At 71.2% G+C, this 26,983-nt stretch carries 25 protein-coding genes and 1 pseudogene; 7 read left to right on the top strand and 19 right to left on the bottom strand.

What is annotated here, in order from left to right; all coding sequences use genetic code 11:
- Positions 1-151: pseudogene (locus EOE48_RS29845) on the bottom strand (phosphoglycerate dehydrogenase); the annotation flags it as partial.
- A gap of 425 nt (positions 152-576) precedes the next feature.
- Here EOE48_RS29845 and EOE48_RS12500 point away from each other — a divergent pair.
- Positions 577-1,176 carry an SCO family protein gene (locus EOE48_RS12500; protein WP_127729451.1) on the top strand — a complete coding sequence of 200 codons (600 nt, stop codon included), beginning with the start codon at positions 577-579 and terminating at the stop codon, positions 1,174-1,176.
- A gap of 3 nt (positions 1,177-1,179) precedes the next feature.
- Here the strand turns inward: EOE48_RS12500 and EOE48_RS12505 are convergent, their stop codons facing one another.
- The 5 genes from EOE48_RS12505 to fabA all read right to left on the bottom strand — a co-directional run bounded on the left by EOE48_RS12505 (position 1,180) and on the right by fabA (position 7,146).
- On the bottom strand, positions 1,180-2,163 hold the full coding sequence (locus tag EOE48_RS12505; protein ID WP_127729775.1) for a bifunctional helix-turn-helix transcriptional regulator/GNAT family N-acetyltransferase: 984 nt from the start codon (positions 2,161-2,163) through the stop codon (positions 1,180-1,182).
- A gap of 403 nt (positions 2,164-2,566) precedes the next feature.
- Positions 2,567-4,261: an adenine deaminase gene (gene ade, locus EOE48_RS12510; protein WP_127729453.1), complete on the bottom strand. Its 1,695-nt coding sequence runs from the start codon at positions 4,259-4,261 to the stop codon at positions 2,567-2,569.
- A gap of 77 nt (positions 4,262-4,338) precedes the next feature.
- Positions 4,339-5,169 carry an enoyl-ACP reductase FabI gene (fabI, locus tag EOE48_RS12515; RefSeq protein ID WP_127729455.1) on the bottom strand — a complete coding sequence of 277 codons (831 nt, stop codon included), beginning with the start codon at positions 5,167-5,169 and terminating at the stop codon, positions 4,339-4,341.
- A gap of 77 nt (positions 5,170-5,246) precedes the next feature.
- Positions 5,247-6,473, bottom strand: a complete 1,227-nt coding sequence (fabB, locus tag EOE48_RS12520; RefSeq protein WP_127729457.1) for a beta-ketoacyl-ACP synthase I — start codon at positions 6,471-6,473, stop codon at positions 5,247-5,249.
- A gap of 121 nt (positions 6,474-6,594) precedes the next feature.
- Complete coding sequence (gene fabA, locus EOE48_RS12525; RefSeq protein ID WP_127729459.1) at positions 6,595-7,146, bottom strand: 3-hydroxyacyl-[acyl-carrier-protein] dehydratase FabA; 552 nt, start codon at positions 7,144-7,146, stop codon at positions 6,595-6,597.
- A gap of 295 nt (positions 7,147-7,441) precedes the next feature.
- Between fabA and irrA the strand changes: the two genes are divergently transcribed.
- Positions 7,442-7,936, top strand: coding sequence for an iron response transcriptional regulator IrrA (gene irrA / locus EOE48_RS12530; protein ID WP_127729461.1), 495 nt, complete (start codon positions 7,442-7,444; stop codon positions 7,934-7,936).
- 118 nt (positions 7,937-8,054) lie between these two features.
- Here irrA and EOE48_RS12535 read toward each other — a convergent pair whose 3' ends face one another.
- Entirely contained in the window at positions 8,055-8,591 is a 537-nt protein-coding gene (locus EOE48_RS12535) for an SH3 domain-containing protein (protein ID WP_127729464.1), read from the bottom strand.
- Positions 8,592-8,807: 216 nt separating this feature from the next.
- Here EOE48_RS12535 and EOE48_RS12540 point away from each other — a divergent pair, with 216 nt between their 5' ends.
- The gene (locus EOE48_RS12540) at positions 8,808-9,812 is read left to right on the top strand and encodes a 2-hydroxyacid dehydrogenase (protein WP_127729466.1); all 1,005 of its coding nucleotides are present in this window, start codon (positions 8,808-8,810) and stop codon (positions 9,810-9,812) included.
- A 17-nt stretch (positions 9,813-9,829) separates the two neighbouring features.
- Here EOE48_RS12540 and EOE48_RS12545 read toward each other — a convergent pair whose 3' ends face one another.
- Together EOE48_RS12545 and EOE48_RS12550 are read right to left on the bottom strand one after the other, a co-directional pair.
- The gene (locus EOE48_RS12545; RefSeq protein WP_127729777.1) at positions 9,830-11,101 is read right to left on the bottom strand and encodes a flavin monoamine oxidase family protein; all 1,272 of its coding nucleotides are present in this window, start codon (positions 11,099-11,101) and stop codon (positions 9,830-9,832) included.
- Positions 10,993-12,843 (bottom strand): hypothetical protein, encoded by a 1,851-nt coding sequence (locus EOE48_RS12550; protein ID WP_127729468.1) that lies wholly within the window; start codon positions 12,841-12,843, stop codon positions 10,993-10,995. Before EOE48_RS12550 ends, EOE48_RS12545 begins: the two co-directional genes overlap by 109 nt.
- Before the next feature lie 167 nt (positions 12,844-13,010).
- Between EOE48_RS12550 and EOE48_RS12555 the strand changes: the two genes are divergently transcribed.
- A complete protein-coding gene (locus EOE48_RS12555) occupies positions 13,011-14,510 on the top strand; it encodes an NAD(P)/FAD-dependent oxidoreductase (RefSeq protein ID WP_127729470.1) in 1,500 nt (499 codons plus the stop codon).
- Positions 14,511-14,836: 326 nt separating this feature from the next.
- Positions 14,837-15,910, top strand: coding sequence for an alpha/beta fold hydrolase (locus tag EOE48_RS12560; RefSeq protein ID WP_425463657.1), 1,074 nt, complete (start codon positions 14,837-14,839; stop codon positions 15,908-15,910).
- Between the two features lie 28 nt (positions 15,911-15,938).
- Here the strand turns inward: EOE48_RS12560 and EOE48_RS12565 are convergent, their stop codons facing one another.
- The 3 genes from EOE48_RS12565 to EOE48_RS12575 form a co-directional block, all read right to left on the bottom strand.
- Positions 15,939-16,256, bottom strand: a complete 318-nt coding sequence (locus EOE48_RS12565; protein ID WP_127729474.1) for an AtuA-related protein — start codon at positions 16,254-16,256, stop codon at positions 15,939-15,941.
- Positions 16,257-16,259: 3 nt separating this feature from the next.
- Positions 16,260-17,600, bottom strand: a complete 1,341-nt coding sequence (locus tag EOE48_RS12570; protein WP_127729476.1) for an acyclic terpene utilization AtuA family protein — start codon at positions 17,598-17,600, stop codon at positions 16,260-16,262.
- Positions 17,601-17,766: 166 nt separating this feature from the next.
- On the bottom strand, positions 17,767-19,113 hold the full coding sequence (locus EOE48_RS12575; protein WP_127729478.1) for a CitMHS family transporter: 1,347 nt from the start codon (positions 19,111-19,113) through the stop codon (positions 17,767-17,769).
- A 103-nt stretch (positions 19,114-19,216) separates the two neighbouring features.
- On the opposite strand from EOE48_RS12575, the gene EOE48_RS12580 reads away from it, so the two are divergent.
- On the top strand, positions 19,217-20,113 hold the full coding sequence (locus tag EOE48_RS12580) for a LysR family transcriptional regulator (RefSeq protein WP_187371401.1): 897 nt from the start codon (positions 19,217-19,219) through the stop codon (positions 20,111-20,113).
- A 63-nt stretch (positions 20,114-20,176) separates the two neighbouring features.
- On the opposite strand, the gene EOE48_RS12585 is transcribed toward EOE48_RS12580, so the two are convergent.
- The 4 genes from EOE48_RS12585 to EOE48_RS12595 form a co-directional block, all read right to left on the bottom strand.
- Positions 20,177-20,485: a HigA family addiction module antitoxin gene (locus EOE48_RS12585; RefSeq protein ID WP_210249567.1), complete on the bottom strand. Its 309-nt coding sequence runs from the start codon at positions 20,483-20,485 to the stop codon at positions 20,177-20,179.
- Positions 20,486-20,499: 14 nt separating this feature from the next.
- Positions 20,500-20,778, bottom strand: coding sequence for a type II toxin-antitoxin system RelE/ParE family toxin (locus EOE48_RS12590; RefSeq protein ID WP_127729484.1), 279 nt, complete (start codon positions 20,776-20,778; stop codon positions 20,500-20,502).
- Between the two features lie 166 nt (positions 20,779-20,944).
- Positions 20,945-21,115, bottom strand: a complete 171-nt coding sequence (locus EOE48_RS29185) for a hypothetical protein (protein ID WP_187371402.1) — start codon at positions 21,113-21,115, stop codon at positions 20,945-20,947.
- 24 nt (positions 21,116-21,139) lie between these two features.
- Positions 21,140-22,378: an efflux RND transporter periplasmic adaptor subunit gene (locus EOE48_RS12595; RefSeq protein ID WP_246154249.1), complete on the bottom strand. Its 1,239-nt coding sequence runs from the start codon at positions 22,376-22,378 to the stop codon at positions 21,140-21,142.
- 157 nt (positions 22,379-22,535) lie between these two features.
- On the opposite strand from EOE48_RS12595, the gene EOE48_RS12600 reads away from it, so the two are divergent.
- Entirely contained in the window at positions 22,536-25,670 is a 3,135-nt protein-coding gene (locus EOE48_RS12600) for an efflux RND transporter permease subunit (protein ID WP_127729488.1), read from the top strand.
- 73 nt (positions 25,671-25,743) lie between these two features.
- Here the strand turns inward: EOE48_RS12600 and EOE48_RS12605 are convergent, their stop codons facing one another.
- The 3 genes from EOE48_RS12605 to EOE48_RS29850 are packed head-to-tail and all read right to left on the bottom strand — an operon-like array spanning position 25,744 to position 26,906.
- The gene (locus EOE48_RS12605; protein ID WP_127729490.1) at positions 25,744-26,010 is read right to left on the bottom strand and encodes a hypothetical protein; all 267 of its coding nucleotides are present in this window, start codon (positions 26,008-26,010) and stop codon (positions 25,744-25,746) included.
- A 10-nt stretch (positions 26,011-26,020) separates the two neighbouring features.
- Positions 26,021-26,563 carry a type II toxin-antitoxin system MqsA family antitoxin gene (locus EOE48_RS12610; RefSeq protein WP_246154285.1) on the bottom strand — a complete coding sequence of 181 codons (543 nt, stop codon included), beginning with the start codon at positions 26,561-26,563 and terminating at the stop codon, positions 26,021-26,023.
- Complete coding sequence (locus tag EOE48_RS29850; RefSeq protein ID WP_246154289.1) at positions 26,475-26,906, bottom strand: type II toxin-antitoxin system MqsR family toxin; 432 nt, start codon at positions 26,904-26,906, stop codon at positions 26,475-26,477. The genes EOE48_RS12610 and EOE48_RS29850 overlap by 89 nt, the downstream gene beginning before the upstream one ends.
- Positions 26,907-26,983 lie beyond the last annotated feature (77 nt).

Genomic DNA, 26,983 nt, shown 5'->3' on the forward strand with positions numbered 1-26,983 from the left:
CGTCGTGCAGGGCGGCGGGGTCGAGGGCCTTGGGCAGGCGGGTGACGTTGGTGTAGCCGGCGGCGGTGAACAGCGACGCCGCGCTGTCGTTGATGCCTTCCAGCAGAAGCACCCGGATCTTGTCCTTGGGGAGCGAGAGCTTGTCGATCATGGCAGGCGTCTTCTGGCAGGTTTTTCGGCAATCAGGCAGGCAGACAGCCCGGTGAACGGGCAGCGTTCCCGAGCGATAGGAGAGGCGGGGGCGTCGCGCAATGGCCCCCCGGTCTGGCTGAGGCGAGGCCGGCGCAGGGCTGGGGTCGCCCGCAGGGCGACGCGATAGGCCGGGCGCGGTTGCGCTCTGCGCCCGAACAGCGCCCCGCGGAGCGGGTTCGGGGGGACGAACATCCCCTCGAACGCGAAAGCGGAGCGAGAGCCGAGTGAGCGGATGCGAACGCCGGCGCCTGAGGCCAAGCAGGAAACCAGGGCCATCGCCCTGAAGCGATGGCCCTGGGGCGACCCCGTGCCCCCTTGCCGGGGCGGCTCCGCCGTGATGTGGCCTGCCTCCCGACCAGCGCCCGACAGGACAGGCCCGGACCGATGCCGCTCACACCCCGGATGCGCCGCGCCGCGCTGCCGCTCCTCGCCTTCGCCCTCGGGCTGATCGCGCTCGGCCTCGCCGCCGTGACGGTGCTCGACCTGCGCCGGCCGGTGGCGACGGCGAGCGCCGTCGGCGGCCCGTTCGCCCTGGTCGACCAGGACGGGCGCAGCGTGACGCAGCGGGACTTCCAGGGCCGGCCGCACCTCGTGTTCTTCGGCTTCACCCACTGTCCGGACGTGTGCCCGACGACGCTGCAGCAGATCTCCGACGTGCTGGCGGCGCTGGGGCCGAAGGGCCGCGACGTGAAGGCCCTGTTCGTCACGGTGGATCCGGAGCGCGATACCCCGGCGGCACTGAAGCAGTACCTCGCGAGCTTCGACCCGCGCATCGTCGGCCTGACCGGCTCGCCCGAGGCGGTCGCCGCCACGATCAAGGCGTACCGGGCCTACAGCCGCAAGGTCCCGCTCAAGGACGGCGACTACACGATGGAGCACACCGCGCTCGTCTACATCATGGACAAGGACGACGGCTTCGTCGGCTCGCTCAACCTGATGCGCCCGCCGGCGGAGTCGGCGGCCGAGATCGCGCGGCAGCTCTGAGGATCATCGTGCCGGCGGGCCGACGACCTCCGATCCCGACTTCGCGACCGGCCTGACGAATCGCTGTTCCATCACCTCCGAGTCCCATCGCCGCCCCGGTCGCTGCTCCGCCAGGACGAAGCCCTGCCTCTCGTAGAGGTGCCGGGCGGCATGCAGGCCCTGGAAGGTCCACAGGTGGACGGCGTCGAACCCCTGCGCCTCGCAGAACCCGACCGCGGCGGAGAGCAGGGCCCGTCCGGCCCCGCCGCCCCGTACCCCGTCATCCACGATGAGCCAGCGCAGATGCGCGAGGCCCGGCCCCAGGTGCTCGCCGTCGATCGCGACCGTGCCGACGACGCGATCCTCCCGCAGGGCGAGCCAGAGGCCGTTGCAGGGACGGTCGAGCCGCCCCGAGAACTCGGCGAGGCCGGACGCCACCAGGGCCTCGAACGACGCGCCGAACCCGGCCTCCCGCGCATAGTAGCGGGCGTGCATCTCCGCGCAGCGCCCCAGGGCACCGGGGCGGTATCCGGCTTCGATGGTGACGGAGGGGGAAGCGGGGATCGCATCCCGGCCGGCGGCGAGGGCATCGGCGTAGAGCCGCAGCCCGTCCGTGACCGTTCGATGCCGGGCCTGGGGGAGCCGTTCCAGCGCTCCCGCCACCTGCCGGCGGGCGAAGCCGTGGATGGCGCCGGTCGTGGCGCGCCCCCGCGGCGTGAGCGACAGCGGCTTGGCCCGGCCATCGGCGCCGGCCGGCCCCTCGGCCACCTCCCCGGCCTCCACGAGCTTGCGCAGGAGCCGACTCACGCTCGATTTCTCCAGCCCGAGAAGACCGGACAGGGCTGCGGCGGTGATGCCGTCGCGGGCTTCGATCTCCAGCAGCGCATGGACGGCCGAGGGCGGCAGGTCGACCCCCGCGAGGCCGTCCCGCATGAAGCCGAGTTCGCGGACCAGACGACGGGACGCCGCGCGGATCGGTTCGATCAGGGCGCTCGCATCATCGACCATAGCCACCCTGGTCCCCGCTCTCTATGTTGCATGATACAACTATTTTCGCGGGGTGTGAAGCGGCGGCATGGGTTGCCCGGAGAGGCAGGCCGGTCCGGTGGCGCCTCGGCGCCGGCAATCCGGCTGTCGGAGACTGCCTGAATGGCCGTTCATCGCATTGATCGCGCGGAGCACCCCTTTCCGGGCCCGAATGGGCCTACACGACTGCAGCGTCAGCGGAAGGAGATCCGGGATCCAGACGTCAGATGTGCCGCGAAGCGGCTTCGCCTGACAGCACTGTTGCTGTGCATGGACGCTTCGCGACTTATTGTGCTGGATCCCGGATCTCCTTCCACTTCGTTTCAGTCGTCCGGGAAAGGGGCGCCTCATGTGGTAAATACTATGAACAGCCTCAACCAGTTTCTCAGATCAGCGCCATGCGGTCGACATCGACCAGACCGCGGTCGGTGATCTTGAGGTGCGGGATCACCGGGAGCGGCAGGAACGCGACCTGGAGGAACGGCTCCGGTAGGGTGCAGCCGAGGGAGCGCGCCGCGTCGCGCAGGGGGTGGAGCGCGTCGCGGACCGCCTCGAACGGCAGGTCGCTCATCAGCCCGGCGATCGGCAGGGCGAGTTCGGCGAGCACCCGGCCGCCCTCGACCACCACGAACCCGCCCTGGAGCGCGATCAGCCGGTTGACCGCCGCCGCCATGTCGGAATCGTCGGCGCCGACGACGCAGAGGTTGTGGCTGTCGTGGCCGACCGACGAGGCGATCGCCCCGCGGGTCAGGCCGAAGCCCTGGACGAAGCCGCGGCCGATGCTGCGGGTGCCGTGGCGGGCCACCACCGCGACCTTGACCACGTCCTGGCCGGGATCGGGCCGCGCGGCGCCCTCCGTCACCGGCAGCACCGCCCGGCGGAACTCGGTGATGATGAGCCCCGCCACCACGCCGATCACCGGGATCTCGGCGCCGGCGGTGCCGGGGACGACGAAGTCCTCAGCCGCCACCGGATCGGCCCGGACGCTGCCGCGGCCCGGCGCCGGGGTGCGGGCGCGGCCGGCGAAGGCGGCCTCGTCGACGAGGCGCCCGCCGGCGATCACCGCCGAGACCGCGCAGGCGTCGAGGTCGTCGAGGAGCACGATGTCGGCCCGGCGGCCCGGGGCGATCAGGCCGCGGTCGCGCAGGCCGAAGGCGGTGGCGGCGCTGAGCGAGGCGGCCCGGTAGGCGGCGAGCGCCGGCACGCCAAGGCCGATCGCGGTGCGGATCAGGTGATCGAGATGGCCCTCCTCGGCGATGTCGAGGGGATTGCGGTCGTCGGTGCAGAAGGCGAGGAACGGCGCGGTCGCGACAGTCAGGAGCGGCGCCAGCGCGTGCAGGTCCTTCGAGACCGAGCCCTCGCGGATCAGCACCGTCATGCCCTTGCGGATCTTCTCCAGCGCCTCCGCCGCCGAGGTCGCCTCGTGGTCGGTGCGGATGCCGGCGGCCGCGTAGGCGTCGAGGCCGCGGCCGGTCAGGAGCGGGGCATGGCCGTCGACGTGGCGGCCCGCGAAGGCGTCGAGCTTGGCGAGGCAGCCGGGATCGGCCCCGACTACGCCGGGGAAGTTCATGAACTCAGCGAGCCCGAGGGAGCGCGGATGGTCGCGGTAGGGCAGGAGGGCGTCGGCGCCGATGCGGGCCCCGGCGCTCTCCAATTCTGTCGCCGGCACGCAGGACGAGAGCTGGACCCGGATGTCCATGACCGTCTCGGCCGAGGCCGCGAGGGCGTAGTCGAAGGCGGCGGTGCCGAGCACGTTGGCGAGTTCGTGCGGATCCCAGATCGCCGTCGTCACCCCGTGCGGCAGGACGCAGCGGTCGAACTCGTGCGGGGTGATGAGCGAGGATTCGATGTGCAGGTGGGTGTCGATGAAGCCCGGCACGGCGATCCGGCCCCCGGCCTCGATCACGGTCCGGCCCTCGAAGGTGCCGTAGGTCGCCACCACGGTGTCGCCGCAGACCGCGATGTCGGTCGCCACCAGCTCGCCGGTGACGAGATCGAGCAGGCGCGCGCCCCGGACGACGAGGTCGGCGGGCTCGCGCCCGGCCCCTTGCGCGATCCGGCGGGCGAGGTGGTCGGACATCGGCGGCTCCCTGCGAGGCGGTGTCGAGCTTCGCAGAGGCGCAAGGCGCGCGCCAGGGGCGGCGCGCCGCGGCTGCCTCATTCGCTGCCGGTCACCCCGGCATCGTCCTGGGCCTTCAGCACCTCGGGGCGCGGCATCGAGATGATGTTGTAGCCCGAATCGACGAAGTGGATCTCGCCGGTGACGCCGCCCGAGAGGCCCGACAGCAGGTAGAGCGCCGAGCCGCCGATCTCCTCGGTGGTGACCGTGCGGCGCAGGGGGGCGTGGGCGCGCTGGTGGTTGTACATCAGCCGGGCGTCGGCGATGCCGGCTCCGGCGAGCGTCCGCACCGGCCCGGCCGAGAGGCCGTTGACCCGGATGCCCTGGGGCCCGAGGTCGGCGGCGAGGTAGCGCACCGAAGCCTCCAACGCCGCCTTGGCGAGGCCCATCACGTTGTAGTTCGGCATCACCCGGGTGGCGCCGCCGTAGGTGAGGGTGAGCAGCGCCCCACCCGGGCGCATCCGCCCGGCCGCGCGCTGGGCGATCTCGGTGAACGAGAAGCACGAGATCACCATCGTGCGGGAAAAGTTCTCGCGAGTGGTGACGTCGACGTAGCGGCCCTTGAGCTGCGACTTGTCGGAGAAGCCGATGGCGTGGACGACGAAGTCGAACCCGTCCGGCCACGCCTCGTCGAGGGCCGAGAAGACCCGGTCGACGCTCGCCGGATCCTCGACGTCGCACGAGACGACGAGGTTCGACCCGAGGGACGCGGCGAGCGGCCCGACCCGGCGCCCGAGCGCCTCGCCCTGGTAGGTGAAGGCGAGCTCCGCCCCCTCGGCCGCCACGGCCTTGGCGATGCCCCAGGCGATGGAATGGTCGTTCGCGACCCCCATGATGAGGCCGCGCCGGCCCGCCATCAAACCCGCCACGCGCACACTCCCGGTTGCGGCGCCGGGCGGACACGACCGCCCCGGCGTCCTGAAAAACAGTCCCGCGGCCCCGGCCGTCAGGCGTCGACGTGCTTGAGGACGAGGGTGGCGTTGGTGCCGCCGAAGCCGAACGAGTTGGTCAGGACGTGCCCGATCCGGGCGTCGTCGACCCGCTTGCGCAGGATCGGCATGTCGGCGAAGGCCGGATCGATCTCGTCGATGTTGGCGCTCTCGCACAGGAAGCCGTTGTTCATCATCAGGAGCGAGTAGATCGCCTCCTGCACGCCGGTGGCGCCGAGCGAATGCCCGGTCAGGGACTTCGTCGCGGCGATCGGCGGGCAGCGGTCGCCGGTGCCGAACACCTCGCGGATCGCCTCGATCTCCTTCTCGTCGCCGACCGGCGTCGAGGTGGCGTGCGGGTTGATGTAGTCGATCCGCGCGCCCTTCAGGCCTTCGAGGGCCTGACGCATGCAGCGCACCGCGCCCTCGCCGGACGGCGCCACCATGTCGTGGCCGTCCGAGGTCGCGCCGTAGCCGGCGACCTCGCCGTAGATGCGGGCGCCGCGGGCCCTGGCGTGTTCGAGTTCCTCGAGCACCAGCACGCCGGCGCCGCCGGCGATGACGAAGCCGTCGCGGTTGACGTCGTAGGCGCGCGAGGCCGTGGCCGGGCTGTCGTTGTACTTCGCCGACATCGCCCCCATGGCGTCGAACAGGACCGAGAGGGTCCAGTCCAGTTCCTCGCAGCCGCCGGCGAAGATGACGTCCTGGCGGCCGGCCTGGATGATCTCGGCGGCGTTGCCGATGCAGTGGTTCGAGGTCGCGCAGGCCGACGAGATCGAGTAGTTCACGCCGCGGATCTTGAACCACGTGGCGAGGGTCGCCGAGGCGGTCGAGGACATCGCCTTGGGCACCGCGAACGGGCCGACGCGCTTGGGCCCCTTGGCGCGGGCGACGTCCGCCGCCTCGACCAGGGCGCGGGTCGAGGGACCGCCCGAGCCCATGATGATGCCGGTGCGCTCGTGCGAGATCTCGCCCGCCTCGAGCCCGGCATCCCGGATCGCCTGCTCCATCGCGACATGGTTCCAGGCGGTGCCGCCGCCGTGGAAGCGCATGGCGCGGCGGTCGACCACGTCCTCGGCGACGAGGGTCGGGGCGCCCTGGACCTGGCAGCGGAAGCCGTGGGCCGCGAACGCCTCGGCACGGGTGATGCCGGAGCGCGCCTCGCGCAGGCTCGCCAGCACCTCCTGCGTGTTGTTGCCGATGGACGAGACGATGCCCATCCCGGTGATCGCGACACGCCTCATGACGATGTGAGTCCTCCTCGCGCGACGGAACCCTGCGTCGCGCGGTTGTCACCTAGGCCCGCCGGCCCGTAATCTCAACCGCCCGGAAGGCGGAAGGGATCCCTCGGCGGGCCGGGAAGCCTCAGCCGCCGGCCGGCGCCGCGGCCTGGAACAGCCCGACCCGCAGGTCCTGGGCCTCGTAGATGCGCCGCCCGTCGGCCTCCAGCCAGCCGTCGGCGATGCCGAGGACGAGGCGGCCCTGGCGCACGCGCTTGAGGTCGACGCCGTAGACCACCTTGGTCACGCTCGGCAGGACCTGATCGGCGAACTTGACCTCGCCGACGCCGAGCGCCCGGCCGCGGCCCGACGAGCCGAGCCAGCCGAGGAAGAACCCGACCATCTGCCACAGGGCGTCGAGCCCGAGGCAGCCGGGCATCACCGGGTCGCCCTGGAAGTGGCAGGGGAAGAACCACAGGTCGGGCCGCACGTCGAGCTCGGCCCGGACGTGGCCCTTGCCGTGGGCGCCGCCGTCGCGGGCGATCGACACGATGCGGTCGAACATCAGCATCGGCGGCAGGGGGAGCTGCGCGTTGCCGGCGCCGAACATCTCGCCGCGCCCGCAGGCCAGCAGATCCTCGTAGGAGAAGTGCGAGGGCCGGGCCGGAGCCTCGGCGGCGGGGTGGTCAGCGGACATGAAGGGGGTGGAATCCTCGGAAGAACATCGGGCGGCCCCGCGCGGGCGCGGACCACCGGGCGGCGCTTGGTTAACATAGGGCGCGAGCCGGTTCCAACCCGCCCGACCGCCGCCGCGCCGGCCGATGACGTGAGGTCGATCGGGCCCGGAACGATCGTCCGCGAGGCGATTCCGGTCATCCTGTAACGGTTCTGATCTACTGTCCCGGACCGGGCTTCGGGTTGCGGGGCGTCGGGAGTCTCCATATAACCAAGTGACGAATTTCGTTGCGGACCGAGAACTGGCTGTTGCGCCGATGAACGACCTGTCGCCCCTGCATGCCGTGCTCAGCGCGCGCGCTCCGACCCTGGTCGAGGCGGGCGGCGCCGGGCAGCGTCGCGGCTGCCCCCTCTCCGAACTGCGGGACCGCCTGCGCCGCTCCGGCCTGCGGCCGACGCGCCAGCGTCTCTCCCTCGGCTGGCTGCTGTTCGGCAAGGGCGACCGGCACCTCACCGCCGAGATGCTCTACGACGAGGCGATGCGGGCCAAGGTCCCGGTCTCCCTGGCGACGGTCTACAACACCCTGCACCAGTTCACCCAGGCCGGCCTGCTGCGCCAGCTCGCCCTGGATGGGTCGAAGGCCTATTTCGACACCAACCCGAGCGAGCACCATCACTTCTTCCTGGAGGAGGAGGGTCAGGTTCTCGACATGCCTGATTGCGGCATCACCGTCGACGCCCTGCCCGAGCCGCCCGCCGGCATGGAGATCGCCGGGGTCGAGGTCATCGTGCGGCTGCGCCGCCGGGACTGAGCCGACCTACACACCGGATTCCTGAGGCCGCCATCCGCCAGGATGCGCGGCCTTTTTGGTGGCCGGAACGCAGTCAGACCCTCCCCCACAGAGGGAGGAGGGCTCGAGCCGCCCCGCCTCACTCCACCTTCTCGTTCGGGTAGACCCCCCACAGGCTGTCCTGGCGCACGTAGCCGTCGACGTCGCCGCGCTTCTGGGGCAGCGACACGACGAGGCGGCACCACGTGCCGGTGCACGCCTTCACGCTGCCGATCACCCCGGCCTGGAGCTGGGCCACCACGTCGCCGCGCCCCTCCGGGCTCGCGTAGAGCGGCGTCGGCGCCGCCTTGTCGCCCTTGGCCAGCACGATCGCGGTGCGCCGCCCCGACAAGAGCGAGTGCAGCACCCAGCCCTCGGTGCCCTCGGAATCGCGGATCCGGCGCCAGGTCTCGAACTCGGCGACGATCTCCACCGGCAGCCCGGCGCGCTGGAACACCCACAGGGTGCGGTGGTCCTTCGACGGCCCCTCGCGCAGGTTGACCCGGTCGGTCTTCAGGCTGACGTAGCGGGGGACCGGCAGCTTCGTCGCCGAGCCGAGCGCCACCTCGGGCGCGGCCCGGGCGGCGGCCGGAGCCAGCAGGGCCAGCAGGAGCGCAGCGGCGCGGAACTTCGGCATCGCGGTCTCGTCTCGTCGCGGGCGCGGGCTCGCCGCTCACGGCCCCTGTTTCACGCCAGGGTGGTTAACGGAAGGTAGCGCACCGGGGGACCAAGGCAGGGCTTCCCGTGCGGCCGCAAGCTCGCCTATTCTCATTTCCGATCAGGCCGGTTACGGCTGCCGGGCACCGGCGGCCGCCCCCGCGGCGCGCGGCACCCGGGGATGAGGGGAGGGGACATGTCGTCGACGAAGCGCAAGCCGCTCGTGGTGGTCACCCGGCGGCTGCCGGACGTGGTGGAGACGCGCATGCGCGAGCTCTTCGACACCCGCCTCAACCACGAGGACAAGCCGCTCCCGCCCGCCGCCCTGGCGCAGGCGCTGCAGGAGGCCGACGTCCTGGTGCCGACCGTCACCGACGAGATCGACGCCTCGCTCCTCGCCCAGGCCGGGCCGAACCTGCGGCTGATCGCGAATTTCGGCAACGGCGTCGACCACATCGACGTCGGTGTGGCACTCCAGCGCGGCATCACCGTCACCAACACGCCGGGCGTCCTCACCGAGGACACCGCCGACATGACCATGGCGCTGATCCTCGCGGTGGCGCGCCGGGTCACCGAGGGCGCCCGGATCATCCCGGAGGATTCCTGGGAGCACGGCTGGTCGCCGACCTGGATGCTCGGGCGGCGGATCACCGGCAAGCGCCTCGGCATCGTCGGCATGGGGCGGATCGGGCAGGCCCTCGCCCGCCGCGCCAAGGCGTTCGGGCTGTCGATCCACTACCACAACCGCCGCCGAATCACGGCCCGGACCGAGCAGGAGCTCGAGGCGACGTACTGGGAATCCCTCGACCAGATGCTGGCGCGGGTCGACATCGTCTCGGTCAACTGCCCGCACACGCCGGCGACCTACCACCTGCTCTCGGCCCGGCGGCTGAAGCTGCTCAAGCCGGCCGCCGTGGTGGTCAACACCGCCCGCGGCGAGATCATCGACGAGACCGCGCTCGCCCGGCTGATCGAGGCCGGCGAGATCGCGGGCGCGGGCCTCGACGTGTTCGAACAGGAGCCGGCGGTGAGCCCCCGTCTCGTCAAGCTCGCCCGCGCCGGCAAGGTCGTGCTGCTCCCTCACATGGGCTCGGCCACCCACGAGAGCCGCTCCGACATGGGCGAGAAGGTCATCATCAACATCAAGACCTTCCTCGACGGCCACCGGCCGCCGGACCGCATCCTGCCCAGCATGCTCTGAGGCTGGGGCCGGCGAGGTCAGGCCAGCGCGTCCGCCACGGCGTCGGCGGCGCGTTCGCCCTCCTCCCAGGCGCCGCCGGCGGTGCCCCACTGGGCCCGCGACAGCGCCTCGCCGGCGAACCAGATCCGCCCGCCGACCGGCTCCTTGAGCCGGTCGCGGGCGCCGGCATGGCCCGGCGGCACCACCGCCCACGAGCCGCGCGACCATGGGTCGTGGCGCCATTCCGACACCGCCGGCACCGCGAGGTCGCGGATGCCGGAGGCCCCGACATGGGCCGCCAGCGTCTCGCGCACGAGGCGCCGGGCGCCGTCCGCCCCGGCGCGGGCGGCGTCGAGGCGGTGCGCCAGCGGCGCGTCGAGCTCGAAGAAGTGGAACGGCGCCCCGTCGACCCGGGTGAGCAGGCCCGGCGGCTGGAGCCGGTGGCCGAGGAGCGTCGCCAGCCGGTCGCGGCCGCGGAACGGCGCCGAGGGCCAGTGCAGCACGACGTGCTCGTAGATCCCGGCGCTGAATCCGTCGATCGCCGCCCGGACCGGATCGGGCAGGTGCGGCCGGAACCGCACCGCGTCCTGGTCGCGCAGCAGCATCATCGGGGCGGTGACGACCACCGCCCGGGCCCGCAGCACCCCGTGCTCGCCGGCATCGAGCGCGACGCCCTCGCCCGACCAGTCGATGGCGCGCACCGGCGCCCGCAGGGCCACCGGCAGGAAGCGGGCGAGGCGGGCGAGATAGGCGCCGTAGCCACCCTGGATGAAGAAGTTGTCGCCGTACTCCATGCTCGGGAAGTCGTGCAGGCTGACTTCGCCGAGCGGCCGGCCGGAGACGAGGCCGTGGACGAGGGCGACCCGCGGCCCCCACGGCCCGAGGCCGGGCGGCAGGGCGCTCGCCGCCGGCCGGTCCGGCCCGCCGAGGCGGGCGCCGTCGCCGATCGCCCGGTCGGCCACCGCCCAGGCGCGGGCGAAGGCGGCGCTCTCCGCCGGCCGGGCCGGGCGGCGCCCGATCCGCAGGTGGCTCTCCTGCGCCGCCCGCCGCAGGGGCTCGCCGCGGGCGAGCCCGAGGGCGACCAGCGGATTGATCGGCCCGGCATGGAGCCAGTGCGCGCCGAGATCGACCGGGTGGCCGCGCAGCATCGTGGTTACGGTGCGCCCGCCGACGCGGCCGCGGGCCTCCAGCACCGCGACGCTCAGGCCCCGGGCGAGGAGGCGCCGCGCCGCCGCGCGGCCGCCGGCGCCGACTGCTGCACGCGCCAGACCGCGAGGGCATCGTTCTGCATCGGGATCCGCTCCAGCCAGGGTCGCGACGCCCCGTCCCGCATCAGGTGGGCCGCGAGGGACGACCCGTCGAGAAAGGGGCCGGACGGCGCGCAGAGCGCGATGTAGTTCACCCCCATCGCCTCGGCCACCCGGCGCAGGGACGCCTCGTCCTTCAGCGCCTCCAGGCTCGCGAGCAGACCCTCGGTGGCGCGGTGATAGGGCGCCGCCACGACGCTGTGGCGCGTCAGCGCCAGGATGTGCGGGCCGAGATAGATCTCGCCCAGCACCAGCCCCGGCGGCAGCGCGCCGAGGGCGCGGATCGGGGCGGCCGCGAGGCAGCCCTCGACCGGGTCCGCGGCCCGCTCGCGCAGGCCGGCGAGCGCCGGCAGGGTCGCGAGGGCGAACCAGACCTTGCCGACGAGGGCGAGCCCGAGGAGCAGCGCCCCGGCCCGGCGGAGCACCGGACGGCCGGCGCCGGCGGGCCCGAGCAGCGCGACCGCCCGGGCGAGGACCGGGCCGGCGACCACCGGCACGAAGCCGGCGGCGACGTAGAAGCCGCGGATCTGGGTCGTGCCGATGACGGCGCCGACCGTCAGGACCGCCCCGAGCAGGCCCCAGGCCCAGCGCCGCCGGGGATCGCGCTCCCGCCACGCCGCCGCCAGCGCGGCGAGCGCCGCGAGGTAGACCGGCATCGCGACGGCGAGCGCCTGCGGCCCGTCGAAGGCGAGGGCGGCGGGGAGCGGCATCATCTCGCGGTTCTCGTCGAGCCATTCCCGCCGCACGATCCCGGGCATGCCCGGGAACGGCCCGTGCAGGCAGTCGGGAAACAGCGCGGCGAAGCCCGCGAGGGTGGCCGCGCCGGCCGCGGCCGCCAGCGCGAGGCGCGGGCCGGGGCCGGGCAGGCGGCGGTCGAGCCCGGCGGCGGCGAGCGCCGTGAGGGCCGCGCAGCCGCCGAGCCAGAGCCAGGGCGGCGAGAGGGCGTCGCAGGCGGTGACGCGCCACAGGGCCGGCGCGGTCTGGGCGGAAAACAGCGCGAGGCCGCCGAGCCCGAGGGCGAGGCCGAAGCCGAGGAAGGCCGGCAGGGCGGCGCGGCCGGCGAGGATCCATGCCCCGGCGAGGCCGAGGCCGGCGCAGGCGATGGTCGGCAGCGTCTCCAACCCGACCGCGAGCGAGAAGGCGGCGAGACCGCCCGCCAGGGCGCCCTCGCGCAGGCCGCAGGCCGGCCGCATCAGGCACAGCACCATCGCCAGCATGGTGCAGATCTGCACGTTGTGGTGGTCGATGCGGCCGTAGCCGAACAGCGCGGCGACGAGGACGGTCTGGGTCGCGGCGAACAGGGCGAGCGTCGCCGCGGTAGTGCCGAACAGGTCGCGCACGCCCCGGTAGAGCAGCCCGGCATAAAGGCCGAACAGCAGCAGCGGCCACAGCATCACCGCCGCCGCCTCGGCCTGGGCGCCCGCCACCGGCCCGAGCAGGCGGATCAGCGCGGCGATCGGCAGGTCGACGAAGCGCGACCAGTGCATCGGCGGCGCGCCCGGGGGCAGGTGGCGGTGCTGGACGAGGTCGAACCACGGCTGCCCGGCGAGGAGGTCGCGGACCTCGACGAGCCGCATGGCGTCGTCGGTGTCGGGCAGGTCGAGGTCGCGCCAGACCGCGCTCGCGTCGCGCAGCAGGTAGGTGCCGGCGAGCCCGAGGCCGACGAGGAGCCACAGCACCGCCGGCCGCTCCAGCAGGGCGGGGGCGGGGCGGCGAGGCGGGGCGGCGAGGTCGGCGGCGAGCATCGGGCGGGCTTCGGGCGGGAGGCCTCCCGGCCTCGCACGGCCGGCTTAACCTGCGGTTAGTCCGGCCCGGTCGCACCCGCACCCGGGGGTTGAAGTCTTCTTTACTCCCGCGCCTTAGCGTCGACCGGGTCGCCGGCCGGAGGAGGCCGGTCCGGAACCGACGCCCGATGAGCCTTCACACCGAGACGCTGATCATCGGCGCCGGCCCGGCGGGACTGACCGCCGGCTACATGCTGTCGAAGGCCGGCCGCGACGTGCTGGTGCTGGAGCGCGACCCCGAGCGGGTCGGCGGCATCAGCCGCACCGTCTCCCACAACGGCTTCCTGTTCGACATCGGCGGCCACCGCTTCTTCTCGAAGTCGCGGGAGGTGGTGGACTTGTGGAACGAGATCCTGCCCGACGACTTCGTCGACCGGCCGCGGCTGTCGCGGATCTACTACAAGGGGCGTTACTACGCCTATCCGCTCAAGGCGTTCGAGGCCCTGCGCAACCTCGGCCCGATCGAGAGCGCGGCCTGCGTCGCCTCCTATCTCTACGCCCGGGCGCGGCCGATCCGCGAGCCGAAGAGCTTTCACGATTGGGTGCGCAACCAGTTCGGCCAGCGCCTGTTCTCGATCTTCTTCCGCACCTACACCGAGAAGGTGTGGGGCATGTCCTGCGACGCGATCTCGGCCGATTGGGCGGCCCAGCGGATCAAGGGGCTCGACCTCGGGGCGGCGATCCGCGACGCCCTCGCCCGCTCCCTCGGCCTGCGCCGCGGCAGGGCGGGCGGCCCGGTCATCAAGACGCTGATCGAGTCGTTCCGCTATCCCCGCCGCGGCCCCGGCATGATGTGGGACGCCGCCGCGGCGGCGATCCGGGCGCGCGGCGGCCGGGTGCTGCTCGACCGCGGCGTCGAGTCCCTGCGCTACGACCCGGCCTCGCGCCTGTGGACGGCGAGCGCGGTGACGGGCGACGGTACCCGCGAGACGGTCACCGCCCGCCACGTCGTGTCCTCGGCGCCGATCCGCGACCTCGTCGCGGCGCTCCGCCCGGCGCCGCTGAGCACCTTCCACGCCCGGGAACTCGCCTATCGCGACTTCCTCACCGTGGCGCTGATCGCCCGCACCGACCGGGACTTCCCCGATAACTGGGTCTACATCCACGACCCCTCGGTGCAGGTCGGCCGGGTGCAGAACTTCCGCTCGTGGTCGCCCGAGATGGTGCCGCTGTCCGGCCACGCCTGCCTCGGCCTCGAATATTTCTGCTTCGAGGGCGACGGCCTGTGGAACGCCGACGACGCGGCGCTGGTCGCGCTCGCCAAGCGCGAGATCGGGCAGATCGGCCTGATCGACCCGGACGACGTGGTCGATGCCTGCGTGGTGCGCCAGCCCAAGGCCTATCCGGTCTACGACGAGGCGTATCGCGACCACGTCGCGGCGATCCGTCGGGACCTGGAGGGCAGCTACCCGACGCTCCACCTCGTCGGCCGCAACGGCATGCACAAGTACAACAACCAGGACCACGCGATGATGACCGCGATGCTCACCGCGCGCAACATCCTGGCGGGCGAGCGCCGCTATGACGTCTGGGCGGTGAACGAGGACGCCGAGTACGGCGAGGCCGGCCCGTCGGGGGCCCGCGAGGCCCTGGCGAGCGAGCGGCTGGTGCCGCGGCGGGTGGCGTAGGAGCCGGCCCGGACCCGACGAGCGCCGCAGGACAATCGCTTCAAAGCGATTGCCCTGTTTTCTTGCTTGGCCTCAGGCGCCGGCAGTCACATCCGTGACTTTGGCTTTCGCTCCGCTCTGCGTTCGGGCGGACATGCGTCCGCCCGAACCCGCTCCGCGGGGCGCTCCTCGCGCCCGCCATCGAGCGTCGCCCTTCGGGCGACCGCAGGACAATCGCTGAAGCGATGGCCCCGGTGAGCGCCGCGCCGCCTGTTGCCCGCCGCGCCCCGGGGCGCGATACTGGCTTGGCCACAAACAAAAAATGCCGATGCCGGGAAGGAATGCAGATGCGAGTCGTGAGGCTGTTGCGGACAGCCGCCATGGGGGCGGCCCTGTCGCTGATTGCCCTCGCGGCGGGCGCCGCCGACTACCCGGCCCCCCGGGAGGGGGACTGGACGGTCAGGGACTTCCGGTTCCACACCGGCGAAGTCCTGCCGGAATTGCGCCTGCACTACACCACGGTCGGCGATCCGATGGGCGAGCCGGTGGTCGTCCTGCACGGCACCACCGGTTCGGCCGCCAGCATGCTCACGCCCGGCTTCGCCGGCGAGCTGTTCGGTCCCGGCCAGCCGCTCGACGCGGCCAAACACTACATCGTCATCCCGGACGCGATCGGCCACGGCCGATCGTCGAAGCCGTCTGACGGTCTGAAGACGAAGTTCCCGCGCTACAACTACGACGATATGGCCGAGGCGCAGTACCGGCTGCTCACCGAGCATCTCGGCCTCAAGCGCGTCCGGCTCGTCATCGGCAACTCGATGGGCGGGATGCACGCCTGGATCCTCGGCGTGAAGCATCCCGCCTTCATGGACGCCCTCGTGCCGATGGCGTCGCAGCCGAGCGAGATGGGGAGCCGCAACTGGATGACGCGCCGGCTCCTGATCGAGACGATCCGGCGCGACCCGGCCTATGCCGGCGGCGAGTATACCACCCAGCCGCCCTCGCTGCGGGTCGCCAACGTGTTCTTCGCCCTGGCCACCAGCGGCGGCACGCTGGCGCTGCAGAAGCAGGGGCCGACCGGCGAACTCGCCGACAGGCTCGTGGATGCTCGCCTCGCGGCGCCGTTCAACGCCGACGCCAACGACTACATCTACCAGTGGGAGTCGTCGCGCGGCTACAACCCGTCGCCGGGGCTCGAGGCGATCGAGGCGCCGGTACTGGCGATCAACTCGGCGGACGACGAGCGCAACCCGCCCGAGACCGGGATCATGGAGCGCGAGATGAAGCGCCTCAGGAGCGGGCGCCTGTACCTGATCCCGGCCAGCGCCGAGACCAGCGGCCACGGCACCACCGGCTTCGCGCGCTTCTACCGGCAGCAGCTCCAGGACTTCCTGCAGGCCGCGCCGAAGCGAACCCAGTAGGTCACCGCCGGTATCCCCTCGCCGAACGTCACGCCTCGTCGGGGATCTCGATGTCCAGCACCGCCGAGGCGAGGCACTTGCCGTGGGCGTCGAGGGCCAGCGAGCGGGTCACGCCGCCGCCGAGCGCCCCGTGAAGCACGAAGTTCAGGGCGCCGAGCCCCGGCAGCGCGTAGCGCTCCACCTCGCCGCGAACGAGGCCGGAGAAATGCGCCCCGACCCGTTCCGCCGTGACGTGGCGCTCCAGGCGGGGATAGTCCCGCGGGTCGTAGGCGATCACCGAGATGTTCGAGACGTCGCCCTTGTCGCCGGTGCGGGCATGGGCGAGGCGGCGCAGGATCGTCGGCATGCTTCAGCTCTCCACGAGGTGCAGGGCGGGCGTCACCGCGGCCTCGGGCAGCAGCAGCGAGCGGATGCCGACGATCTCACGGGCCGATTTCGTCGCGCCGCCGCCGCCGGCCGGGCCGTTGAGGTACAGCGACTCGACCTCCTGGCCGATCCGCTCGGCCTCTGCCCGGTCGTCGGTGCGGCCGACGACCCTGACTCGCACCTCCCGCGGCTCGGGAGCATCGGCCGAGAGGGCGGGTCCGAGGATCGCGTCGACGCCGATCAGCTCGAAGCGGGTCTCCCGGGTCGCGACCCCGGTCATGCGCAGGCGCTCGGCCACGATGTCGAGCGCCAGCCGCCCGCGCGCCACCGCGCCGGCGCCGGCATACGAGATCTGTCCCTCGCCGACCCAACTGTCGCGGTAGCCGACCGAGACCTTCAGGAGGCCGGTGCGCGGGGCGCCGTCGCCGCCCTCGACCCGCACCCGGTCGAACCCGGCCTCGCTCACCCGCACGCCGGAGAAGTCGGCGACCACGTCGGGCTGGAGATAGCGGGCGGGGTCGTGGACCTCGTAGAGGAGTTGCTCCTTGCAGGTCGCCGTCGTCACCCGCCCGCCGGAACCCGGGACCTTGGTGACGGTCGCGGTCCCGTCCTCGGCGACCTCGGCGAGGGGGAAGCCGAGCCGGGCAAGGTCGGGCACGTCCTTGACGCCGGGATCGGCGAAGTAGCCCCCGGTGACCTGGCCGGCGCATTCGAGCAGGTGGCCGACCACCGTGCCGCGGCCGAGCCGCGTCCAGTCGCTCATCGACCAGCCGAATTCGTGCACCAGCGGCGCGAGGAACATCGCCGGGTCGGCGGCGCGGCCGGTGACGACCACGTCGGCCCCCTGCGCCAGCGCCGCGACGATCGGGCCGGCGCCGAGATAGGCGTTGGCCGAGACCAGCCGGTCGCCGAGGGCGCTCACCGGCTCGCCGGTCTCGTCGAGACGGTGATCCCCGTCCAGCACCGCGTCAAGCACGTCGTCGCCGGTGACCGCGGCGATTCGCAGGCCGTCGAGGCCGAGTTCCCGCGCCACCGCCGCGACCGCCGCCGCGGCGGCGACGGGGTTCGCCGCCCCCATGTTGGTGACGATGCGGATGCCGCGGTCGCGGCAGGGCCGCAGCACGGCGCGCATGCGGGCGGCGAGCAGCGGGTCGTAGCCCGCGCCCGGGTCGCGCATCCGCGCCTGCTGTGCGAGCGCGATGGTGCGCTCGGCGAGGCACTCGAACACGAGGTACTGCACGTCCCCCCGCTCGGCCAGTTCGACCGCCGGCTCGATCCGGTCGCCCGAGAAGCCGGCGCCGGCGCCGATCCTGATGGTTCTCACCCTGGGCACTCCTCTGCCGGATCAGGGGCCGGCCCTACGGCTTATCCGATCGAGTCAAACAATGAATCCAGACCCTTTTCCCGGACGACTGCAGCGTCAGCGGAAGGAGATCCGGGAAAGGAGAGCGTCACGGGCTCGATCTTGCAGCATCGCAGCGGAACGACCCTCAGCCCAGGACGCCGGTCGCGAAGGCGACCGCGGTCATCACCAGCGTGGTGCCGAACGCCCACGGGAAGATGAAGCGCTGGTGGTCGCCGAGATTCACCCCGCACAGGCCGATCAGGATGAAGGTCGAGGCGGTGAGCGGGCTGAGGGGGAAGCCGGTCGTCATCTGGCCCAGGATCGCGCCGCGGCCGACCAGCACCGGATCGACGCCGAGATTGGCCGCGGTCTGGCCGAGCACCGGCAGCACGCCGAAATAATAGGCGTCGGGCGTGAACACGAGGCTGAGCGGCATGCTGGTGACCGCGACGATGGCCGGCAGGTAGCCGGCGAGGCTCGCCGGCACCACCGAGACGGCGGCTCCCGCCATCGCGTCGATCATCTTCGTGCCGGTCAGCACGCCGGTGAAGATGCCGGCGGCGAAGATCATGGTCGAGACCGTGACGACGCTGTCGGCGTGGGAGACGAGGTGCGTCTGCTGCTGGTCCCAGCGCGGATAGTTGACCGGCAGCGCGACCGCGAAGGCGAGGATGAACAGCACCGGCAGCGGCAGCAGCGCCATCAGCAGGGCGACGATCAGCACCGCGGTCAGGGCCGCGTTGAACCAGAACAGCCAGGGCTTCGTCAGCGCGACCTTGCCCTCGTCCGGCTCCGCCGCCGGAAGCCCGCCCGGCAACTCGGCCGGGACCGCGGCGGAGAGCGACGCGGGCCGCAAGGCCGCGGCCTCGGGAGCGGTCAGGCCGAGGCGGGCGCGCTCGCGCCGGCCGAACAGGTAGGCGACGAACAGCACCCAGGCGATGCCGACCGCCATCGCGGGCACGACCGGGTTGAACAGGGCGGCGGAATCGACCTTGAGGGACGCCATCGCCCGCACGGTCGGCCCGCCCCACGGGATGATGTTCATCACCCCCGCCGCGAGCGCGACGATGCCCGACAGGACCAGCCGGTCCATGCCGAGGCGCTGGTAGAGCGGCAGCATCGCCGAGACCGTGATGAGGAAGGTGGTGGCGCCGTCGCCATCGAGGGAGACCGCCAGGGTCAGCGTGGCGGTGGCGAGCGTCACCCGGACGGGATCGCCCTTCACCAGCCGCACGAGGCGCCGGATCATCGGCTCGAACAGCCCGACATCGAGCATCAGGCCGAAATACAGCACCGCGAAGACGATCATCACGCCGACCGGCGCGACCCGGGCGATGCCGTCGAGCATCATCTTGCCGAGGCCGGGGCCGGCCCCGGCGAGCAGACCGGCCACCGCCGGGATCAGGATCAGCGCCACCAGCACCGACAGCCGCCGGGTCATGATGGCGTACAGGAAGATCGCGATCGTCGCGAATCCCAGGGCAGCAAGCACGGTTTCCTCCCGGCGCCCGCGATTGTCATGTGCGGGCTGCACGGGGCGGAGCGTCCATCAATGACCGGGGCGCGTTCAACCTATATATTGATAACCGATGCGCATGAATTTCACGCCTCAGCAGCTCACGGCGTTCCTGCATCTCGCCCGCAGCGGCAGCTTCGGCGAGGCGGCGCGGCGGCACGGCGTGTCGCAGCCGGCGCTCAGCCGCACGATCCAGCAGATGGAGGCCGCCCTCGGCCGGCGGCTGTTCGACCGCACCACCCGCAGCGTCGTGCCGACGCCGACCGGTCTGGAGCTGCGCCGGATCGCCGAGACGCTGGTGGCCGAGTTCGACAGCGCCGCCGACGACCTCGCCCGCTTCGTCGAGGGGCGCAGCGGCCGGGTCGCCGTCGCGGCCCTGCCGTCGATCGCCGCGGTGCTGCTCGCCCCCGCCATCGCGCGCTTCCGCGAGCGCCACCCGGAGGTCGAGGTCGCGGTGCTCGACGGCCTGTCGGGTCCGGTGCTCGACGCGGTGGCGGCGGGTGGGGCCGATCTCGGCCTGACGATCCGCCCGCCCGCGCAGGCCACCCTGGTCTACCGGCCGCTGCTCGCCGACGAGTTCGGCCTCGTCTGCCGCCCGGAGGACGCGCCAGCCGGGGAGGGGCCACTGCCCTGGTCGGTGTTCGAGGGCCGGCCCTTCGTCGCGATGGCGCCGGCGAGCAGCGTCCGGCAGATGACCGACGCGGCCTTCCTCCAGGCCGGGCTCGCGGTGCCGCCGCTCTACGGCTGCGCGTTCCTCGGCACGGTCGGCCCGATGGTCGCGGCCGGCCTCGGCCTCACCGCCCTGCCGCGGCTGACGCTGCCGCTGCTCGGGTCGTTCGGCCTCGTCTGGCGCCGCCTCGAACGGCCGGTGATGCGCCGGCCGATGGGGGTGGTGACCCGCGCCGGCCGCAGTCCGGCCCCGGCGGTGCTCGCCTTCCTGGCCGAGCTGGAGCGGCAGGCGAAGGCGATGCGCTGAGCAGAGTTGCCCGTGCCAAGCCGCTCAGCTTCCTGTCGGGAACGGGCCCAACGGATCGGCCTTTCAGGCCGCGACGGGCTCGATCGCCGCCAGCTCGGCCGCCATGCTGACCTCGAGCGTCCGCAGGTCGAAATCCCGCTGGAGGTTGGCCCAGAACTCGGCCGAGTTGCCGAACAGCCTGCCGAGCCGGAGCGCCATCTGGGGCGTCACGGGCTGCTTCTGATCCAGCAGGTCGTAGAGCGTCTGACGCGAGACGCCGAGGCGGCGGGCGACTTCGGTCTTGGGCAGGTCGACGCCCGGCAGGATGTCCTCCCGCAGGATCGCGCCGGGATGCACGGGCGGCAGGCCGGCGAGCAGAGGGTTTCCGTTCATCATCCCCACTCCTCTCAGTGGTAATCTTCCAGATCGACGTCGATCGCGTCCGGCGCATCCCATGCGAATGTCAGGCGGTCATTCGCGCTGGCATTGACCGCATCGGTGCCCTTCCTGTCGCCGCCCAACTCGTCGAAGCGGTAGCCGGGAAGATTCATGTCCTCCGGCTTCGTGGCCGCATTGAGCTGGACGAGGAGCCGGGCGATGCGATCCGTGTTCGGGACGCTGAGCTTCCGGGTCTCGCCCTTCTCGGCGAACCGGCGCAGGCCCTTGTCCTTGAACGATCGGATCATATCTCAGATGTAAGGCACAAGCTTACATCTGTCAAGCAACACCTGACAGAGCAGGGACCTGCCGATGGGGTGGTGACCCGCGCCGGCCGCAGTCCAGCCCCGGCAGTGCTGGCCTTCCTGGCCGAACTGGAGCGGCAGGCGACGGCGATGCGGTAGGTCCCGCGCCTCAGCGGGTGTGGAGCTCCGAGGGCCACATCCCGGCCCGCTCGATGCCGACGATCAGCACCACGACCGCAAGGGTCGCCGCCAGCACCACCAGCAGGGTGCGCCCGGGCGTGCCGCGGGCGATGAGGAACAGCACCAGCAGGAGCGAGACGACGGAGACGGCGATGTCCATGCAGACGGTCCTGTATCGGGCGGATCAGCGGGTGGTCGGCGCTGCCTCGTTCGCCGCCCGCCGGTCGGCCGCCGCCCGCGGCTCGGCGGCCGGATCGTCGCGGCGGAGGCCGACCTTCTGGTTCTGCCGCAGCAATTGCAGGTGGTCCACCGCGATGCGGGTGCCGGGCTTGAGGCCGTTCACGATCGCGGTCCGGTCGCCATAGGCTTCCCCGGTCTCGACCGGCACCATCGTGACGGTGCCGTCGTCGGCCACCGACCACACGATGCGCTGGTCGAGCTGCGCCGAGAGCGCGACGGTCGGCACCAGCAGCCGCTCCTCGGTGCCGACCTGGACCCGGGTGCGCACGAACTGGCCCGGCAGGTAGCGCTCGTCGCCGTTCGACAGCCAGGCCCGCACCAGCCGCCGGGCGGTGCGGGGATCGAAGCGGTTGTCGAGGCGGTAGATCTCGGCCTGCCGCTCCTCCTGGCCGCCGGCGGACAGGACCGCGATCGACGCCTTGCCGCCGGCGAGCGCCCCGCGCACCGCCTCTGAATCCTCCAACGACAAGGCGACCTGGACCTCGATCGGATCGACCTGGACCACGCTGACGAGCTGGCTGGTGTTCTCGTTGACGAGGTCGCCGATGTTGACGTCGGAGATGCTGGCGCGGCCGTCGAACGGGGCGCGGATGACCGCGAATTCGAGGTTGAGCTTCTGGCGGGCGATGCTGGCCTCGGCCTCCTTGACCCGGCTCGCCGCCACCGCCTTGTTGCTCTCGAGCTGCTGGAAGCGCTGCTCGGAGGCGTAGCCTTTGTCGGCGAGCGGCTGGGTGCGCTCGACCTCGGCCCCCGCGAAGGCGAGTTGGGCGAGCGCCTGCTGGCGCTGCGCCTCGGCGGTCTGGAGGGCGACCTCGAACGGCCGCGGGTCGATGCGGAACAGGATCTGCCCCTTCCTCACCGTGCCGCCGGGCTCGAACGGCCGCTCGGTGACGATGCCGGTCACCCGCGGCTGGAGCGCGGCGTCCTTCGGCGACACGATCACGCCGGTATACTGGAACGCCACCGGCACCGTCTCGGTGGCCGCCGTGGCGACGCGCACGTCGAAGTCGGGCTTGCCGGCATCCTTCGGCGCCTCGGGTTTCGGCGCCACGAGGCGGGCGAACGGTCCCGGCAGGCGCTCGGCCAGCCCCGCCGGCACCGGTCGCCCGGCCGCGACCCACGCCCCGGCACCGGCCGCGACCACGGCGGCGGCGACGAGGGCGCGACGAACCCATGGGCGCACGGGGGGCTCTCCTTGACGGGGGGATCCCCTCTGCAACCCGGGCCGGCGCGGCGAGGTTCCCGGACGGGAACCGGCCACCCCGGCCATCGTTGCTCCCGGTGCCGCGCCGCCCGGGCCTCGGGCCGACCTCGCGCGGGCCCGCAGCCGAGACCCCGGGATGTTCGCCTTCTTCGTCGACCGGCCCGTGCTCGCGGGCGTGATCTCGGTCCTCATCACGCTGATCGGCGCCGTCGCCGGCTTCACCCTGCCGATCGCCCAGTTCCCCGAGATCGCGCCGCCGATCATCAACGTCCAGGCGACCTATCCCGGCGCCAGCGCCGAGCAGGCCTACGAGGCGATCGCGATCCCGCTGGAGCAGGAGATCAACGGCGCCCAGAGCCTCATCTACATCAGCTCGACCAGCAATTCCGACGGCAGCGTCAACCTCGACGCCACCTTCGAGGTCGGCTCCGACCTCAACGCCGCCGCCGCCGAGGTGCTGACGCGCGCCCAGCGCGCCGAGGCACGGCTGCCGCAGGCGGTGCGCGACCAGGGGCTCGAGATCGTCAAGAGCTCGCGCCAGCGCCTCGGCAACGTCGTGCTCCACAGCGACGACAACACCTACGACGAGCTGTTCCTGTCGAACTGGGCCGAGACCCAGGTCATCAAGCCCCTGCGCCGGGTGCAGGGCATGGGCCGGATCATCAACTTCTCGAACCAGCGCTACGCCATGCGGATCTGGCTCGATCCGGCCCGGATGGAATCGCTCGGCCTCGGCCCGACCGCAATCGTCGAGGCGATCAACCAGCAGAACGCCCAGATCACGGTGGGCTCGCTCGGCCGCGAGCCGGTGCGGCAGGCCCCGGCCTTCGAGTTGCAGATCGTCACCAAGGGCCGGCTCACCGAGGCGAAGGAATTCGCCGACATCGTGATCCGGGCCAATCCCGACGGCTCGGTGGTGCGGGTGCGCGACGTCGGCCGGGTCGAGCTCGGCTCCGAGCAGTACGGCAGCCGCTCGACCTTCGACAACCGGCCCGCCGCCTCGCTCGGCATCTTCCAGAACCCCGAGGCCAACGCCGTCGAGGTGATGAAGGGCGTCCGCGCCACGATGGCCGACCTGGAAAAGCGGTTTCCCCCAGGGCTGAAGTACAAGATCGCGCTGGACCGCACCGAGTTCGTCAACGCCTCGATCCACGAGGTCTACAAGACCCTGTTCGAGGCGATCCTGATCGTGATCGTCGTGACCTACGTCTTCCTGCAGAACTGGCGCGCGACGCTGATTCCGGCGATCGCGGTGCCGGTGGCGCTGATCGGCACCTTCGGGCCGATGGCGGCGCTCGGCTTCTCGTTCAACACGCTGAGCCTGCTCGGGCTGGTGCTGGCGGTCGGCCTCGTGGTCGACGACGCGATCATCGTGGTCGAGAACACCGAGCGCCTGATGGCGGAGGGGCAGGAGCCGCGCGAGGCCGCCCGCGAGGCGGTCAACGAGGTCGCCGCCCCGGTCATCGCCACCACGCTGGTGCTCGCCGCCCTGTTCGTGCCGGTCGCCTTCATCCCGGGGCTGACCGGCCAGCTCTACAACCAGTTCGCCCTCACCATCGCGATCTCGGTGCTGATCTCGGCGGTGGTCTCGCTGACCCTGACGCCGGCGCTCTGCGCCCTGCTGCTGCGGCCGCATCACGGCGAGGATCGCAGCCGCTGGCGCGCGCCCTTGCGCTGGTTCAACCGCGTCCTCGACCGCAGCGCCGACGCGGTCACGGCCTCGACGGACACGCTGTCGCGCCACCTCGTCGTCACCGGGTTCGTCTTCCTCGCCTTCGCCGGCGCGACGGTGTGGCTGGTGAGCGCGCGTCCCTCCGCCTTCGTGCCGCAGGAGGACCAGGGCTACTTCTTCGCCGACATCGCGATGCCGAAGGGCGCCGCGGTCTCCCGCACCGCCGCGATGGTGCGGGAGGTCGGCGAGGCGGCGATGGCCGAGCCGGCCGCCGCCAACACGATCGGGGTCGCGGGCCGCGGCATCCTCGCCGACGTCACCGCGCCGTTCTACGGCTTCCAGATCCCGACCTTGAAGCCGTGGGACGAGCGCGAGGACACGGTCACGGACGTGATCGCGAAGCTGAAGGCGAAGTTCAGGAACCACCCGGACGGCGTGCTGCGGATCGTCGATCCCTCGCCGCTGCCGGGGCTCGGCTCCCGCGGCGGCCTGACGCTCGAACTTCAGGACCGCAGCGGCGACGGCGGGCTGAAGCTCGCGCGGGCCGCCGACGACTTCATCGCCGAGATGAAGACACTGCCGGAGATCGGCGGCGCCACCGCCACCACGAGCTACGGCGTGCCGCAACTGCGGCTCGACATCGACCGCGCCAAAGCCGAGCAGCTCGGCGTCGGCCTCCAGAGCCTGTTCGACGCGCTCGGCACCTATGTCGGCTCGTCCTTCGTCAACCTCTTCAACCGGTTCGGCTTCGTCTACCAGGTCTACGTCCAGAGCGAGTCGGACGGGCGCCGGACGCTCGCCGACCTGTCGCGCCTGACGGTGCCGAACAACCGCGGCGAGCCGGTGCAGATCGGCTCGCTCATCACCCCGCGCTTCGTCAGCGGGCCGACGGCGGTGCTGTCCTACAACACCTATCCGGCGGTCGAGATCGCGGTCGACACCGCCGAGACGTCGAGTTCCGGCTCGGCCATCGCGGCGATCGAGGCCCTGGCCGATCGGGTGCTGCCGCGGGACTACGCCGTCGAGTGGACCGAGGTCGCCTACCAGGAAAAGATCGCCGCCGGCTACGCGCCGCTGATCTTCGGCCTCGGCGTGGTGATGATCGTGCTGCTGCTGGCCGGCCAGTACGAGAGCCTGCGCCTGCCCTTCGTGGTGATCCTGGCGACGCCGCTCGCGGTGTTCGGCGCGGTCGGGGCGCTGGCCCTGCGCGACCTGCCCCTCGACGTGTTCGGGCAGATCGGCCTGCTGCTGCTGGTCGGGCTGGCGGCCAAGAACTCGATCCTGCTCGTCTCCTTCGCCAAGGAGCTGCGCGAGGGCGGGGCGGACGCGCTGCACGCGGCGCAGGAGGCGGTGCGGCTGCGGATGCGGCCGATCCTGATGACCTCCTTCGCCTTCATCCTCGGCTGCGTGCCGCTCGCGCTCGCCAGCGGCGCCAGTGCCAACGCCCGGATCTCGATCGGCACCGTGGTGATCGGCGGGCTGCTGGTGGCGACGGTCCTCACCCTGTTCGTGACGCCGGTCTTCTACGTCGCCGCCGAGCGGCTGCGCCTGGGCCGCCGCGGGGCGGAACCGGAGGCGACGGCGCAGCCGGCGGAGTAGTGGAGAATTTTTCCGACGAATCACTCAGTCATTGAAGCGCCCCGGCACTCGCTTGTCGATGACATGAGCCATCTCAACTCTTTGCAGGCCGCGCGTTGAAACCAGCCTCTATGATTTGCAAGGCGTATTTTTCGACGTATTCACGCATTTCTGCACTCAAATCCTGCGATTCGGCATCTACATTTGCATTCCTTACAGAATTACTGACTATTTTCATCAATGCGGACTGAATACCGGAGTTGGGGGCGAGCTGACCCACCGCATTAATCAATGATTTCAAGACGAATTCCTGGGCAGAAAGTCGTCCTTGAATTTGCAGAACCAGATTGTCTTCGATCATTTCGGCCTCCCTATGCAACAATTACTGACGGATCTACGCGCGAGCCGCTAAACCAGACGGAACTTCCAATGAGATGGATTTCTTGCCCCCAATCTTGTCGCCCATGCGTGAATTTCACAGTCATGCTCGCCGGAAAATCCGCATTCACAAAAGAAATAGCGTCTATATTGTCACGATACTCATAAATATCCGGCTCGTTGATTTTTTCCAGTTCGTCAGGATGGCGCTCCAATATTCTGAGGAGATTGCTCAAACCTTTGCTCGGCAAAACTTCTCCGCTTTCATATTTTTGGAATGCGTTCACGCCACCACCGATACGGTGGCCGGCATCCCGCTGCGTCAATCCAAGCTGAAGACGAATTCGTCGAATCTCGCTCGGCTCAAGCAGATTGTCGACGCGAGTTTTCATTTCCGCCAGCGCTTTATCCGAAACCTTCATGTCTTCGGGAGTATGGATTCCCTCATCACAGCGAGAGCAATACCAGCCGGGCATTCCGACAATTTTTGTTTCCGTCTTGCAAGACAGAGCTATGAGCCTTAGCCCTCTTTCCATCCTTGACCCATCCTCTGGGCAAAGCGGGCAAGATCCAGACATTTAACTTCTCCTTGAACGACAGCAGCATGAATTCAAGAAGGATATCGTCTCGGAATTTCACATACAGCACAGTTTGAGCATAGGGAACGCGATATACATCTTGCCACTCCTGATTACTTCTATGCGACGTCATGGATTTGTAAAAATAATGCGGATCTATCGTTGAAAGAACGGCAGTGATGTCGGAGCGCGAAAAACCTAAAGCGTAGGCGTCAGCCAAAGCCTTCGAGGTCACTCCGATGCGGTCAGCAGCCCGCTTGAAAGCGCCAAGATCGTGGTGAGGCGTCAACTTCTCCGGCACACGCCCCCTCCTGAAACACCATGATGGTGTATCGGCCTCGCCTCCGCAAGGGCGGATGGCGGCCACGCTTGAACCGC

This window comes from Methylobacterium oryzihabitans (genome assembly GCF_004004555.2).
GTDB classification, from domain to species: Bacteria; Pseudomonadota; Alphaproteobacteria; order Rhizobiales; family Beijerinckiaceae; genus Methylobacterium; species Methylobacterium oryzihabitans.